The sequence below is a fragment of the Bradyrhizobium sp. P5_C11_2 genome (assembly GCF_054049755.1).
The window spans coordinates 1-13,791 of the sequence record NZ_JBFULT010000144.1; the positions used below are offsets into that span (position 1 = coordinate 1).

Sequence of the window (13,791 nt, forward strand, 5' to 3'; positions counted from 1 at the left end):
AAATCGGCCGTAGGCGCCCCCAAGACGCTCCTAGTATGGCCTTATCGTGGCCGGGACCGGCGTCCGCGGCCCGACCCTCACGCGAACGTGCGTCACATTGCCTTGGCTTAATGCGCCTGGCTTACATGGCCTCGTAGTTCGGACCGCCGCCGCCCTCCGGGGGAACCCAGGTGATGTTGCCGTTGGGGTCCTTCACGTCGCAGGTTTTGCAGTGGACGCAGTTCTGGGCGTTGATCTGGTAACGCGGGCTCGCGCCCTCCTCGACCCACTCATAGACGCCAGCCGGGCAATAGCGGTTCGAGGGACCCGCGAAGACGTCGTGCTCGGACGTCTTCTGGAGGTTCATGTCGGCCACMTTGAGATGGACCGGCTGGTCCTCCTCATGATTGGTGTTGGACAGGAACACCGACGACAGCTTGTCGAAGGAGATTTTTCCGTCCGGCTTCGGGTAGTTCTTCGGTGCATGCTGCTTGGCCGGATCGAGCGTCGACCGATCGGGCTTGGCATGCGACTGCGTGCCGAACAGCGAGCCGCCGAACAGCGTGTTGCACCACATGTCGAAGCCGCCGAGCGCGACGCCGATCACGGTGCCGAACTTCGACCACAGCGGCTTGACGTTGCGGACCAGGAAAAGATCCTTGCCGACGGACGAGGAACGCCAGGCGTTCTCGTAATCGATGATCTCGTCATTGGCGCGATCGGCGGCGAGTGCGGCTGCGACATGCTCGGCCGCGAGCATGCCGGTGCCCATCGCATTGTGCACGCCCTTGATGCGCGGGACGTTGACGAAGCCGGCCGCGCAGCCGATCAGCGCACCGCCGGGGAAGCTCAGCTTCGGCACCGACTGGTAGCCGCCCTCGGTGATGGCGCGCGCACCATAAGCGAGCCGCTTGCCGCCTTCGAACGTGCCGCGGATCGAGGGATGGGTCTTGAAGCGCTGGAACTCGTCGAACGGCGACAGATACGGATCGTCGTAGTTGAGATGCACAACGAAGCCGACGGCGACGAGATTGTCGTCGTAATGGTACAGGAACGAGCCGCCGCCGGTCTTCATGTCGAGCGGCCAGCCGAAGGAATGCTGGATCAGGCCCTTCTGGTGTTTGGCGGGGTCGATCTGCCAGACTTCCTTCAGGCCGATACCGAATTTCGACGGCTCGCTGTTGGAGTCGAGCGCGAACTTCGCGATCAGCTGCTTGGTCAGGCTGCCGCGGGCGCCTTCGGCGAACAGCGTGTACTTGCCGAGCAATTCCATGCCACGGGTAAACGAATCCTTCGGCTTGCCGTCCCGGCCGATGCCCATGTCGCCGGTGGCGATGCCCCTCACCGCGCCCTGCTCGTCATAGAGCACCTCGGCTGCGGCAAAGCCCGGATAGATCTCCACGCCGAGTGCTTCCGCCTTGCGCGCCAGCCAGCGGCAGACATTGCCGAGCGAGCCGATATAGCAGTGGTGGTTGTACATCAGCGGCGGCATGATGAAGTTCGGCAGCTTGATCGCACCGCCGCCCGTCATCCAGTAGAAGCGGTCGTCCTTCACCTGCGTCTTCAGCGGGCAGTCGGAATCCTCGCGCCAGTCCGGGATCAGCTTGTCGAGCCCGGCCGGATCGATCACGGCGCCGGAGAGAATATGCGCGCCGACCTCGGAACCCTTCTCCACCACGACGATGTTGAGATCGGCGTTGAGCTGCTTCAGCCGGATCGCGGCCGACAGGCCCGAGGGGCCGGCGCCGACGATGACGACGTCGAATTCCATGGATTCGCGCGGGGGAAGTTCTTCGGTGCTCATCTGATCTCAGCCCTTGAGACGGTTCCTCGGTCGTTTGCGCCCCCTTGTTTCCGATTTTTCCGGGTAGGACAACCTCGGAAATGCGTTCCGCTGGGATGCAAGGCGGCTCAAACTGATATAAAGGTCTGACTTTCCAAATGATCCTCGAACCCGCCCCCACCGTCCGCGAGCTTCTTGCCTTCTACCTGGAGGCCGGTGTCGATTGCGCGCTCGCGGAGGAACCGATCGACCGGCTGGCGGAGGCCGAGGTCCCGCCGCCGGCCCCGCGCGCGGCGCCGCCGGTCGAGGCGCCGCGGCCGGTTGCAGCACCTGCCGTGATGCGCGGCGAGGCCGCGCCCGCGCCTGACATCGCGATCGCCTCGGCCCGCGAGGCCGCGCGCACCGCGCCGACGCTGGAGGCGCTGCGCGAGCTGATGCAAGGCTTCGAGGGCTGCGCGCTGAAGCACACCGCGACGCGGCTGGTGTTCGCCGACGGCAATCCGCAGGCGCGCATCATGTTCGTCGGCGAGGCGCCGGGCCGCGATGAAGACATCGAGGGACTGCCCTTCGTCGGGCGCAGCGGCAAGCTGCTCGACCTCATGATCGGCGCGATCGGGCTCAACCGCACCACCGCGTACATCGCCAACGTGATTCCATGGCGGCCGCCGGGCAACCGCACACCGACGCCGCAGGAGACGCAAATCTGCCTGCCCTTCATCCAGCGCCAGATCGAGCTGGTGAACCCGGATGTGCTGGTGACGCTCGGCAATCCCTCGACGCAGACGCTGCTGTCGACCCGCGAGGGCATCATGCGCACCCGCGGGCGCTGGTTCGACTACGACACCGGCGCGCGCACCATCCGCGCGCTGCCGACGTTCCACCCGGCCTATCTGCTGCGCTCGCCGTCCTACAAGCGGCTGGCCTGGCAGGATCTGCGGGCAATCGCGAAGGTGCTGGGGCAAGGCGCGGCGTAGCGACACAAACACCGTCATTCCGGGGCTCGCGAAGCGAGAGCCCGGAATCCATCGAGCGACAGAGTTGGTGGATGAATGGATTCCGGGCTCGCGGCTTTGCCGCGCCCCGGAATGACGACCGTGGCTACGGCCCCTTCGGCCGCACGATGGCCCAGCCGATGCGCAACAATTGCTGGCGTCCCGTCACCAGCCATTCGAAGGCGCGCGGCACTTCCGGGACGATGCCGGGGAAGCGCTTGAGGATTTCGGGCGGCGGCGTGCCGGCGGTGTCGGAGGCGCGCCAAACCACGACGCCGCCGGTCTCGCTGAACCTGGCCTGATTCATCCACGGCGTCCGCGCGGGCTCGGCATCGATGAAGAGATGCGGCCGGCCGGAATGCAGCGTGATCAGGCTCGCCAGCTGGGTCTCGCCGGCGACCGCGCGCAGGCGATGGTTGGTGCGGCGGGCAAAGCTCTCGTCAAAGAAGTCCGAGATATCGCGCGCCGGCATCGAGGTCGCGATCTCGCCGGTACCGGTCCAGGGCAGGAACAGGACCGCGAGCACGACGCCCGCGGCCGGCGCCACGACGGCAGCCGCCCACACCGTGCGCAGCATCCGTGCGCGACGCATCGCGATGAGATCGCCGGCGGCCACGACCACGGCGAGCCCCGACATCACCAGCACGACGCCCGCGCCGCCGACGACGCCGTCGAGCCCGAACAGGCCGGAAAGCAGAACCGCGCCGAGCGCCGGCGCGAGTGCGAAGAAATAGACGAAGTTGCGCGCGAGCGGCTCGACCGGCGGCCGATAGATGATCGGAGCCTCGTCGCTCTTGCCGGCGAACCAGCTGGAGTTGAGGAACGCCAGGACCGGGATCGTCACCGCGCCCAGCACGAGGCCGCCGAGCAGCCACGCCGCGTTCAGCGCACGGCCATTGAGGTCCGAGAGCTGCGGCAAGGCCGGCAGGGTAAGTGTCTCGGCTCGCATCAGCCAGACGGCATAGGGCAGCGCCAGCACGGCGACCACGACGAGCGCAAACAACGGATCGAGCGCTCGCAGCGTCCTGCGGCCGCCGGCGGTCGCCAGCGCGAAGATGACGAGCAGCAGCAGGAGAAAGATCGCCGCCGGTGTCGTCAGCAGCAACAGCCCGGCTTCAATCGACCAGGCGAACCAGCCATTGCCGCGGCGCTGGCCGATGAGTTGCCAGGAATGCAGCAGGAGCAGCGCCCAGAGCGGCCGCGCCAGCACCAGCGGACCGAATTCGAGCGCCGGCGAAGAGAAGGCCAGCACGGTCATGGTCAGGAGCACGGCGAGCACCGCCTGCTGGGTGCCGACCACGCTGCGCGCCAGATGATAGAGCGCGACGAAGGTCGCGATCTCGCAGAGCTCGGCCAGGACGTAGACGCCGAACATGTGGCCGCCCGCCGCGCGATAGGCGATGTCGGCGAGCCAGATCGGCAAGGGCGGGCCGAGATCGGTGCCGACCTGGTATTCGCGGCCGAAGGCCAGCAGGGTCGCGAGGTTGCCGGGCGGGCTGCGGTAAAAGACGAGCGCCACGAACAGCCACATCGCGGCCTGCAGCAGCACGACAATCCAGACGATCAGCCGCGGCCGGGCGCGAATGAGCTCGATGACCAGGGAGGTAAACCGCATGCAACGTCCGAAAAATGCAGCCAACCGTCCAGCCGGCCCTATTCGCTCACGACTGTTTTGATAGAGGGCGCTGCGCGTCGTGGCAACTTCGGTCTGCTCCCTCTCCCCGCGTCTCTTCTCCCTCTCCCCGTTCTTACGGGGAGAGGGTTGGGGTGAGGGGCTGCTTCCGCAATCACAGTGAGAGATGGACTCGCGGAGGCTCCCCCTCACCCGCATCCCATCTTCGATGGGATGCGGCCTCTCCCCGCACGCGGGGAGAGGCGAAGAGCCCACCGCGAGGGGAGTGCTAGAGACTTGTGGAAACGTCGATCTCGATCTGGGCTTCCACCTGCACCTCGACCTCGGTGACGGCAAACAAATCCTGCACGGGCTCGACCGTCCAGGGCATGTGCTTGGCGCGTGCTGCGGCAACCGGGGCGAAGAAGCTGCGGTGGTGGACGGTGGGGCCGAGGCGGTCGAGCGCGTCGAGGTGCTCCGGGACGGCGTAGCCCTTGTGTTGTTCGAAACCGTAGCCGGGGCAGTCCAGCGCCAGCGCGCACATCAGCCGGTCGCGCGTCACCTTGGCGACGATCGAGGCCGCGGCGATCGACAGCACGAGGCCGTCGCCGCCGATCACGGCCTCGCAGTCGCACGGCGTGTCGAGCCTGTCACGGCCATCGACGAAGACGTGCCTGGGCGCCTCGGGCAGCGCCACCACCGCGCGCTTCAACGCCCACAGCGAGGCGCGCAGGATATTGTCGCGGTCGATCCGGGCGCGCGAGGCGACGGCCACCGAGACCTGGGCGGTCGCGCAGATCTTGTCGAACAGTCTTTCGCGCTCTTCGGCCGTCAGCCGCTTGGAATCGTCGATGCCGCGCGGGATGCGGTCGGGATCGAGGATCACGGCCGCCGCCACCACCGGGCCGGCGAGCGGCCCGCGGCCGGCCTCGTCGCAGCCGGCGACCGGCCAGACGCCGCGCTTGATCAGCGCGCGCTCGCGGCGGAAGCTCGGCGACGCGACGGCGATGACGCCCTTCCTGGCTGCGGTCTTGCCGGYGGTGGCTTTCGCAGACTTTTGCGGCGCAGGCTTTTTGGCAGGCTTGCTGGCGGACTTGTCCCGAATCATGGCCGGGATCGTGCGCAAGCGGTCGGGCCCGCGCAACAGGGAACCCCGCGCAATTCCCGTTATTCAAACCGGGCCGCCTCAGTCGGCCAGATGCACCCGCCGGTCCTCGCCGACCTCAATGCCGGGCGCGACGACGACCTCCCAGGGATGGCCGTCGGGATCGGCAAAATAGCCGGAATAGCCGCCATAGTCGGTTTCGTGCGCTGCCTTCAGCAGGGTGGCTCCGTTTTCGACGGCGAAGGCCAGCACGGTGTCGACCTCCTCGCGCGCCCGGCAATTCCAGGCGAGCGTGATGCCGCGGAAGGCCGTTGGCCTCGGCTGGTCCGGCAAGGTCGCGTCCGCCGCGAGCTGGTCCCAGTGAAACAGGGCAAGCACGGGACCGCCCGTATCGTAGAACGCGACGGCCTCTCCGGTCGCCTTCAGCCGGCGCGAAAAACCGAGGGCATCATAGAAGGCGATGCTAGCGCGGATGTCGCTTACGCCCAGCGTGATGACGGTCAGCCGCGGCACCGGGGCCGGTCGTTCCTTGCTCATGCTACGCCTCGTTGGCTGTCGCCGCTCAGAACAGGCTCAACTGATCGCCGTTCCGCTTCGGCCTGGCGAAATGATCCGTCGTCAGCTTGGAGCGCCGCTTGTTGAGCCCGAGCCTGTCGCAGGCGATCTCGAAGCGGCGGCCGATGGTCCAGGCCATCGGGCCGGTGCCCTTCATCCGCTCGCCCCATTTAGCGTCGTAGTCGCGCCCGCCGCGCATGTCGCGGATCAGCGTAAAGACGTGGCGGTAGCGGTCCGGATAGTTCGCCATCAGCCATTCACGGAAGAGATCGCGCACTTCCAGCGGCAGCCGCAGCAGCACGTAGGAGGCTTCCTTGACGCCGGTGTGCGCCGCCGCATCCAGGATGCGCTCGATCTCGGAATCGTTCAGCGCGGGAATCACGGGGGCGACCATGACCGTGGTCGGAATGCCGGCCTCCGAGAGCTGCTTCAGCGCCTCGAGCCGCTTCGGCGGCGTCGAGGCCCGCGGCTCCATGGTGCGCGCCAGCTTCGGATCGAGCGAGGTGACCGAGATCGCGACCTTGGCGAGGTTGCGCTTGGCCATCCGCGCGAGGATGTCGATGTCGCGCGTCACCAGCGCCGACTTGGTGACGATGCCGACGGGATGGCTGGCGCGCTCCAGTACCTCCAGAATGCCGCGCATGATCTTCCGCTCGCGCTCGATCGGCTGATAGGGATCGGTGTTGGTGCCGATCGCGATCATCCGCGGCTCGTAGCCTGCTGCTGCGAGCTCCTTCTCGAGCAGCGACGGCGCCTCGGGCTTGACGAACAATTTTGACTCGAAGTCGAGCCCCGGCGACAGGCCGAGATAGGCATGGGTCGGCCGCGCGAAGCAGTAGACGCAGCCATGCTCGCAACCGCGATAGGGATTGATCGAGCGGTCGAAGCCGATGTCGGGCGATTCGTTGCGGGTGATCACCTTGCGCGAGGTGTCGACCGCCACCGTGGTCTTGAACGGCGGCAGCTCCTCCAGGCTCTGCCAGCCGTCGTCGAAGGCGACGCGCGCCTCGGCCTCAAAGCGGCCGCTGGCGTTGGATTGCGCGCCCCGCCCTCGCCTGCGTTCGCGGTCGATGGCGACGCCAAGCTCGGGAAAATCGGCAGGACTATCCGAAGACGCACCCGCCGGCTCGGAGGGCGCCGTGACCGGCGGGTGCTTGAGGGCACGAGAGGATGCTCGACTCATGAAGCCAACATAGCACGCGATCAGAACAAATCAAGAACGAGAACAAAAAACGCGAAAACAACCCCATGCACAGTAGCGCTGCCCAAACTTCGGGCGCGCCCCTTTGACCTCACGCAACACCTGCATCCGGTGATCCGGTTTGATGCCGCGAGGGATCGATCGTTGCGAAACAATGTTGGTGACGATCGCCGGGTGAAGGTCGGCAGGAACATGACAAATCAACAACAATCGGGCGCCCCGCGCAGCGAACTCGACCTCCTCGATCGCTACTGGCGTGCCGCCAACTACCTCTCCGTCGGCCAGATCTATCTGCTGGACAATCCGCTGCTGCGCGAGCCGCTGCGGCCCGAGCACATCAAGCCGCGTCTGCTCGGCCATTRGGGCACGACGCCCGGGCTGAACTTCGTCTACGCCCATCTCAACCGCGTGATCCGCGCGCTGGACCTCAACGTGATCTATGTCTGCGGTCCCGGCCATGGCGGCCCGGGCATGGTCGCCAACACCTATCTCGAGGGCAGCTACAGCGAGATCTACCCGAGCATCGGGCGCGACGCGGACGGATTGCGCAGACTGTTCCGGCAGTTCTCCTTCCCCGGCGGCATTCCGAGCCATGCCGCGCCGGAAACGCCGGGTTCGATCCACGAAGGCGGCGAGCTCGGCTACGCGCTGGTCCATGCCTATGGCGCGGCGCTCGACAATCCCGACCTGATCGTCGCCTGCGTCGTCGGCGACGGCGAGGCCGAGACCGGCCCGCTCGCGGCCTCCTGGCACTCGAACAAGTTCCTGAACCCGGCCCATGACGGCGCGGTGCTGCCGATCCTGCACCTCAACGGCTACAAGATCGCCAACCCGACCGTGCTCGGGCGGATGCCTGACAGCGAGATCCGCGATCTCTTCCGCGGGCTCGGCCACGAGCCGCTGTTCGTCGAGGGCGACGATCCCAAATTGATGCACCAGGCGATGGCGGATGCGCTCGACGTCGCGCTCGCCAGCATCCGCTCGATCCAGCAGCACGCCCGTGACGGCCGCAAGGCGGTCGAGCGGCCGCGCTGGCCGATGATCGTGCTGCGCAGCCCGAAGGGCTGGACCGGCCCGAAGGAAGTCGACGGCAAGAAGGTCGAAGGTTTTTGGCGCGCACATCAGGTGCCGGTCGCAAGCTGCCGCGAGAACCCGGCGCATCTGAAAATTCTCGAAGACTGGATGCGCAGCTACGAACCCGAAAAGCTGTTCGATACAAACGGCACGCTCATCGCCGAGCTAAGGGCGATCGCGCCCGAGGGCAACCGCCGCATGGGCGCCAATCCGCATGCCAATGGCGGGCTGCTCAAGAAGGAGCTGAAGCTGCCGGACTTCCGCAGCTTCGCCGTCGACGTGCCGCAACCCGGCGGCGTTACCGGGGAAGCGACGCGCGAGCTCGGCAAATTCCTGCGCGACGTCATCCGCCTCAACGCGCAGGAGCGCAACTTCCGCATCATGGGCCCGGACGAGACCGCCTCAAACCGGTTAGATGCGGTGTTCGAGGCAACCGAACGGGTCTGGATGGAGCCGACCGAACCCTACGACGTGCATCTCGCCCAGGACGGCCGCGTCATGGAGGTGTTGAGCGAGCATCTCTGCCAGGGCTGGCTCGAAGGCTACCTGCTCACCGGACGCCACGGCTTCTTCTCCTGCTACGAGGCCTTCATCCACATCGTGGATTCCATGTTCAACCAGCACGCCAAATGGCTGAAGGTGACGCGGCACCTGCCGTGGCGACGCCCGATCGCCTCGCTCAATTATCTGTTGACCTCGCATGTCTGGCGCCAGGACCATAACGGCTTCAGCCATCAGGATCCCGGCTTCGTCGATCTCGTCGCCAACAAGAAGGCCGACATCGTCCGCATCTACTTCCCGCCGGATGCCAACACGCTGCTGTGGATCGCCGACCATTGCCTGCGGACCTATGACCGCATCAACGTGATCGTTGCCGGCAAGCAACCGGCGCCGCAATGGCTCTCGATGCAGGACGCCGCCACGCATTGCGATGCCGGCATCGGCATCTGGACATGGGCGGGCACGGAGGACACGAAAGGCGAGCCCGATGTGGTGATGGCCTGCGCCGGCGACGTGCCCACGCTGGAAACGCTTGCGGCCGTCGACCTGCTGCGCAAGGCGCTGCCCGAATTGAAGATCCGCGTCGTCAACGTCGTCGACCTGATGACGCTACAACCGAAGGAGCAGCATCCGCACGGCCTGTCCGACCGCGACTTCGACAGCCTGTTCACGCGCGACAGGCCGGTGATCTTCGCCTATCACGGCTATCCCTATCTGATCCACCGGCTGACCTATAACCGCAGCAACCATGCCGGCCTGCATGTGCGCGGCTTTGCCGAGGAAGGCACCACGACGACGCCGTTCGACATGGTCGTGCTCAACGGGCTCGACCGCTATCACCTCGCGATCGAGGCGATCGAGCGCGTGCCCGGTCTTGCGACCAAGGCGGCGCAGGTGAAGCAGCAGTTCCGCGACGCGCTGATCGCGCATTCGGCTTACGTGCGCGAGCATGGCGAGGACATGCCGGTGATCCGCGACTGGGTCTGGCCGGCCAAGGCGGCGTAGCGATGCCATTCCTGCACGGGTTCAACCACGGCTCGTGCCGCTAATGCGTCCCCGAAAGAATCTGGATGCAGCCGATCACGACCTCGATCACGATCAGCACCACGACCGCGACTTCGAGGCGGAGCGAGCGCTGGGTGTCGATGATGTCGGCCAATGCGTTGGCGGTCTCCGACACGGCGGTGAGCTTGCGCTCGAGCGTATCGAGACGCTCCTTCAATTCATACTCGTCTTCGAGACGTGCATAGAGCCGGTCGAGCTCGGGCTTCTCCCAGAGCACGTCGGGTTTCTCGGCAACGGCAACGCGGCCGGCGACGCGCTGCTGGACGAGAAGCGCATTGCCGATCAGTTGCAGAATGCCCTTGCGCCGGCGCGGCGTGCGGCCTCGCTCGGCGAGCTCCCGCGCGAAGGGCTCGATCACATCGAAGACCGCGGCGACGCGCCGCTCGTCGCGCGCCAGCGAGGTGCTCTTGGCAAGCGCGTCCGCGACCAAAAGCAGCCGCTCGTCGGAGAATTTTGCGAGGCAGATCGGCCCGCCCGGCTGGATCGCCTCGGCGTTCTCGTCGTGGCAGAGCTGCGCCTGCGCGGTCTCCTCCTCGTAGGGGCTGAACTCGCCGATCACCCGCGGCTTCAGGCTGTCGATCAGGACCTTCTCCTCCGATGGAAGCTGGCCGATCAGCACCACGACGCCGTAGCGGAAGACCACGGCAAGGCCGGCGTGGACGCGGAAGGCGGCGGGCGTCGAGGAGACCAGCGTGCCGAGCTCGAGGCCCGAGGCGTTGATGCGGTCGCCCAGCATCAGCGCGCGGATCCGCAAGGTCGGCGGCGCGTCCGGCTTGGCAGATGCTGCCGGCGCGCTAACAGCAAGTTGATCGGCGTTCATGCGAAGCCCTCGTCGGCACCGTGGATTGCACGTTTTTCCCGTTCCCGCGTTTCGTCCCGCCATCGCATCCTTCTCGTGCGGGATTGCGATCTGCCTGCACGCGGCGCAATATCGGCGTGAAACTCCGGGTTACTACGGTCCAAGCGAGCTTGGGCCGAAATATTCGGCAATATTGCCACCCCGTGCGGGACACATTTGGATGCGATGGCTCCGGCAGTTTACCATCGAACACCGAAGCTCCGCCGAAAAGTTGCTCTCGGCAGCGCCGCGTGTTTATGACAACATCATAACAGGCTACGCTTCTCCCGAAGTGCGGACACCGAAGCTTCAATCATGCTCAGCGTCATCATTCCGACCGAAGGCGTCGAGCAGACGACGGTCGCAACTCTGGCCGCGCTGGTCCCCGGTGCCGCCGCGGGCGTCATCCGGGAAGTGCTCCTGGTCGACGGCACCCGCAACGGTGTCATCGAGCGGGTTGCCGACGTCGCAGGCTGCCGTTTCATCGGCTTCGACGGATTCTCGCAAGGCGCAGCGCTCGCTGCCGGCGCGCTCCAGGCCCGTTCGCCCTGGCTGATGTTCCTGCCCGCCGGTGCGGTGCTGGAAACCGGCTGGATCGAGGAAACCACCCAGTTCATCCAGACCGTATCGGCCAGCGGGCGGGATCGCGCGGCGGTTTTCCGCTATGGGCGCTCCCCTTACGCCGATACCGGATTCCGCCACTTCCTGCGCGCCGTGGCGCGCAAGCTCGCCGGCCCCCTGGGCGATCAGGGACTTTTGATCGCCCGCGATCATTACGACCGGATCGGCGGCTATCCGCCCCAGGCGCGCCGGTCGGAGGCGCGGCTGCTGCGGCGGCTCGGCCGGTCGTCCCGGACCATGCTGCGCAGCCGGATCGTCATGGTCGGGTGACCGCACCAGATACTTGCCAAAGTCAAATGGTTGATTGACAATGGCAAGTATTGAGGTGTCCCATGCCAGCAAGTCCTTCGCCATCAAGTTCTGYGACCGATCAGGTCTCCGATAACCAGGTTCAGGCGGTTCGCGCCTTCAACCGTTTCTACACCCACAAGCTCGGCGTGCTCGACCAGCAGCTTTTGAAAAGCCCGTTCTCGCTGAGCGAGGCGCGCGTGCTCTACGAGCTCGCCCATGGTGGCGAGCAGCCGGCCAAGGAGATCGGCATCACGCTCGGGCTCGATGCCGGCTATCTCAGCCGCATCGTGCAGAACTTCGACGAGAGCGGGCTGATTGCGCGCAAGCCGCTTGCCTCCGATCGCCGGCAATTTCAATTGAGCCTGACTGCGAAGGGCCGCCAGGCTTTTGCGAAGCTCGAACGCTCGTCACAGGACGACGTCGCAGCGATGCTGCGGCCGCTGCCGGACGAGGAGCGCAAGCGGCTGACCGGTGCGATGGAAACGATCGAGCGCCTGCTCGCCATGCCGCGCACGCCGGCGCCGCGCGCGATGTTGCGCGATCCCCGTCCCGGCGACATGGGCTGGGTGGTGCAGAGCCACGGCGCGCTCTATGCGAGCGAATACGGCTTCGACTCCGGCTTCGAGGCACTGGTGGCCGAGATCGTCGCCAAATACATGACGTCGTACGATGCCTCGCGCGAGCGCTGCTGGATCGCCGACATCGAGGGCCGACCCGTCGGCTCGGTGTTTCTGGTGAAGGCGAGCGACGATGTCGCCAAGCTGCGCCTGCTGCTGCTCGATCCGGCCGCGCGCGGCCAGGGCCTCGGCCAGCGGCTGGTGGCCGAATGCGTCACCTTCGCGCGCGCCTGCGGCTATCGGCGGATGACGCTGTGGACGCAGAGCAATCTGACCGCCGCGCGAAAAATCTACCAGGATGCCGGCTTCAAGCTGGTCGCGACCGAGCCGCATCGCAGCTTTGGCCAGAACCTGATCGGGGAGACCTGGGAGCGGGATCTCTGATGCAGGCACGGCACTCACCGGCGCATCACATCACGGCAGAGCTCGTCGATCTCTACAAGCGCCGGGCGCGACGATTGCACGTGGCGGCTTGCCGGAATCTGTGGCGAACGGTGTGGGGTTTGCTGCGGCGGAGGAGTTAGTAAGTATCACTGAGTCAGCGGGCGCGATGCGCATTGCTGTGCCCTCGCCCCTTGCGGGAGAGGGCAGCGACGCTGGGAGATACAAACTCACTTGGGTGAGGGGTATATCTCAGAGCACTCCTTGCGGATGGATACCCCTCATCCGGCGCTTCGCGCCACCTTCCCCCACACGGGGGGAAGGGAAGAAAAATCATCGGCGGCCGCGCCTACACCGTCGCGCCTTGCGCCTTCGGCCGGCGCAGATGCTCGTCCAGCCGCGGCATGATCTCGACGAAGTTGCAGGGGCGCGTGCGGTAGTCGAGCTGGCTTGCGAGGATGCCGTCCCAGCCGTCGCGGCAGGCGCCGGGAGAACCGGGCAGGCAGAAGATGTAGGTCGCGCCCGCAACGCCGGCGGTGGCGCGGCTCTGGATCGTCGACGTGCCGATCTTGGCGTGGCTCAACATGTGGAACGCGATCGAGAAGCCGTCCATGCGCTTCTCGAACAGCGGCTCGATCGCCTCCGGCGTGACGTCGCGCCCGGTGAAGCCGGTGCCGCCGGTGGTGATGATGACATCGACGTTCGTGTCCGCGATCCAGCGGCGGATCACGGCGCGGATCGCCTCGACGTCGTCGGTGACGATCTCGCGCGCGGCGAGCTGATGGCCCGCCGCGGTGATACGGTCGGCCAGCGTCTGGCCCGACTTGTCGTCGGCGAGCGCGCGCGTGTCGGAGACCGTCAGCACCGCGATGTTGAGCGGGATGAACTGTTTTGACTCGTCGATGGACGCCATTGCGCTGCACCTTCTATCCCGCCCACCGCCGTCATCCCCGGACGAACGCATTTGCGTTCGCTCGGGAGGTGCGCGCCCTTGCGCGCCTCGAAGGATGGACCGCGGACTCCGCCATCCTTCGAGGCTCGCCAAGAGGCCAGCACCTCAGGATGACGCCACGACTAATAGCCTACAACGCCCCGGCGCCAAACGTATTGCAGGCTTGCACCGTGCCCTGCTGATAGCCGGTCATGAACCACTGCTTGCGCTGCGCTGCCGAGCCG

General features: G+C 66.3%; 12 protein-coding genes. 4 read left to right on the plus strand and 8 right to left on the minus strand.

From position 1 onward, the window contains the following. Positions 1-121 precede the first annotated feature (121 nt). Positions 122-1,783 carry an electron transfer flavoprotein-ubiquinone oxidoreductase gene (locus ACXJL8_RS16030; protein ID WP_456685222.1) on the minus strand — a complete coding sequence of 554 codons (1,662 nt, stop codon included), beginning with the start codon at positions 1,781-1,783 and terminating at the stop codon, positions 122-124. Between the two features lie 137 nt (positions 1,784-1,920). Between ACXJL8_RS16030 and ACXJL8_RS16035 the strand changes: the two genes are divergently transcribed. Further along, positions 1,921-2,736 (plus strand): uracil-DNA glycosylase, encoded by an 816-nt coding sequence (locus ACXJL8_RS16035; protein ID WP_456623000.1) that lies wholly within the window; start codon positions 1,921-1,923, stop codon positions 2,734-2,736. Between the two features lie 124 nt (positions 2,737-2,860). On the opposite strand, the gene ACXJL8_RS16040 is transcribed toward ACXJL8_RS16035, so the two are convergent. The 4 genes from ACXJL8_RS16040 to ACXJL8_RS16055 all read right to left on the minus strand — a co-directional run bounded on the left by ACXJL8_RS16040 (position 2,861) and on the right by ACXJL8_RS16055 (position 7,209). After that, positions 2,861-4,369: a glycosyltransferase family 39 protein gene (locus ACXJL8_RS16040; protein WP_456685223.1), complete on the minus strand. Its 1,509-nt coding sequence runs from the start codon at positions 4,367-4,369 to the stop codon at positions 2,861-2,863. Positions 4,370-4,655: 286 nt separating this feature from the next. Beyond that, on the minus strand, positions 4,656-5,474 hold the full coding sequence (locus tag ACXJL8_RS16045; protein WP_456685224.1) for a ribonuclease HII: 819 nt from the start codon (positions 5,472-5,474) through the stop codon (positions 4,656-4,658). A 78-nt stretch (positions 5,475-5,552) separates the two neighbouring features. Then, complete coding sequence (locus ACXJL8_RS16050) at positions 5,553-6,008, minus strand: VOC family protein (RefSeq protein ID WP_456620489.1); 456 nt, start codon at positions 6,006-6,008, stop codon at positions 5,553-5,555. 25 nt (positions 6,009-6,033) lie between these two features. Beyond that, positions 6,034-7,209, minus strand: coding sequence for a PA0069 family radical SAM protein (locus ACXJL8_RS16055; protein ID WP_456620488.1), 1,176 nt, complete (start codon positions 7,207-7,209; stop codon positions 6,034-6,036). Between the two features lie 210 nt (positions 7,210-7,419). Here ACXJL8_RS16055 and ACXJL8_RS16060 point away from each other — a divergent pair, with 210 nt between their 5' ends. Continuing rightward, on the plus strand, positions 7,420-9,807 hold the full coding sequence (locus ACXJL8_RS16060) for a phosphoketolase family protein (protein WP_456685225.1): 2,388 nt from the start codon (positions 7,420-7,422) through the stop codon (positions 9,805-9,807). Positions 9,808-9,847: 40 nt separating this feature from the next. On the opposite strand, the gene ACXJL8_RS16065 is transcribed toward ACXJL8_RS16060, so the two are convergent. Next, entirely contained in the window at positions 9,848-10,687 is an 840-nt protein-coding gene (locus ACXJL8_RS16065; protein WP_456620486.1) for an RMD1 family protein, read from the minus strand. Between the two features lie 333 nt (positions 10,688-11,020). Here ACXJL8_RS16065 and ACXJL8_RS16070 point away from each other — a divergent pair, with 333 nt between their 5' ends. Continuing rightward, positions 11,021-11,596, plus strand: coding sequence for a glycosyl transferase (locus ACXJL8_RS16070; protein ID WP_456620485.1), 576 nt, complete (start codon positions 11,021-11,023; stop codon positions 11,594-11,596). Between the two features lie 62 nt (positions 11,597-11,658). Beyond that, complete coding sequence (locus tag ACXJL8_RS16075; RefSeq protein ID WP_456685226.1) at positions 11,659-12,618, plus strand: bifunctional helix-turn-helix transcriptional regulator/GNAT family N-acetyltransferase; 960 nt, start codon at positions 11,659-11,661, stop codon at positions 12,616-12,618. Positions 12,619-12,964: 346 nt separating this feature from the next. Here ACXJL8_RS16075 and moaB read toward each other — a convergent pair whose 3' ends face one another. Both moaB and ACXJL8_RS16085 read right to left on the minus strand, forming a co-directional pair. Beyond that, positions 12,965-13,528: a molybdenum cofactor biosynthesis protein B gene (moaB, locus tag ACXJL8_RS16080; protein ID WP_456620483.1), complete on the minus strand. Its 564-nt coding sequence runs from the start codon at positions 13,526-13,528 to the stop codon at positions 12,965-12,967. 169 nt (positions 13,529-13,697) lie between these two features. After that, positions 13,698-13,791, minus strand: a 94-nt coding sequence (locus ACXJL8_RS16085) for a neutral zinc metallopeptidase (protein WP_456685227.1), incomplete at its 5' end; no start/stop codon positions are given.

Coding starts and splice junctions, on each gene's coding strand:
- ACXJL8_RS16055 (WP_456620488.1), bottom strand. CDS start 7,209: ATGAGTCGAGCATCCTCTCGTGCCCTCAAGCACCCGCCGGTCACGGCG.
- ACXJL8_RS16065 (WP_456620486.1), bottom strand. CDS start 10,687: ATGAACGCCGATCAACTTGCTGTTAGCGCGCCGGCAGCATCTGCCAAG.
- ACXJL8_RS16070 (WP_456620485.1), top strand. CDS start 11,021: ATGCTCAGCGTCATCATTCCGACCGAAGGCGTCGAGCAGACGACGGTC.
- ACXJL8_RS16050 (WP_456620489.1), bottom strand. CDS start 6,008: ATGAGCAAGGAACGACCGGCCCCGGTGCCGCGGCTGACCGTCATCACG.
- moaB (WP_456620483.1), bottom strand. CDS start 13,528: ATGGCGTCCATCGACGAGTCAAAACAGTTCATCCCGCTCAACATCGCG.
- ACXJL8_RS16035 (WP_456623000.1), top strand. CDS start 1,921: ATGATCCTCGAACCCGCCCCCACCGTCCGCGAGCTTCTTGCCTTCTAC.
- ACXJL8_RS16040 (WP_456685223.1), bottom strand. CDS start 4,369: ATGCGGTTTACCTCCCTGGTCATCGAGCTCATTCGCGCCCGGCCGCGG.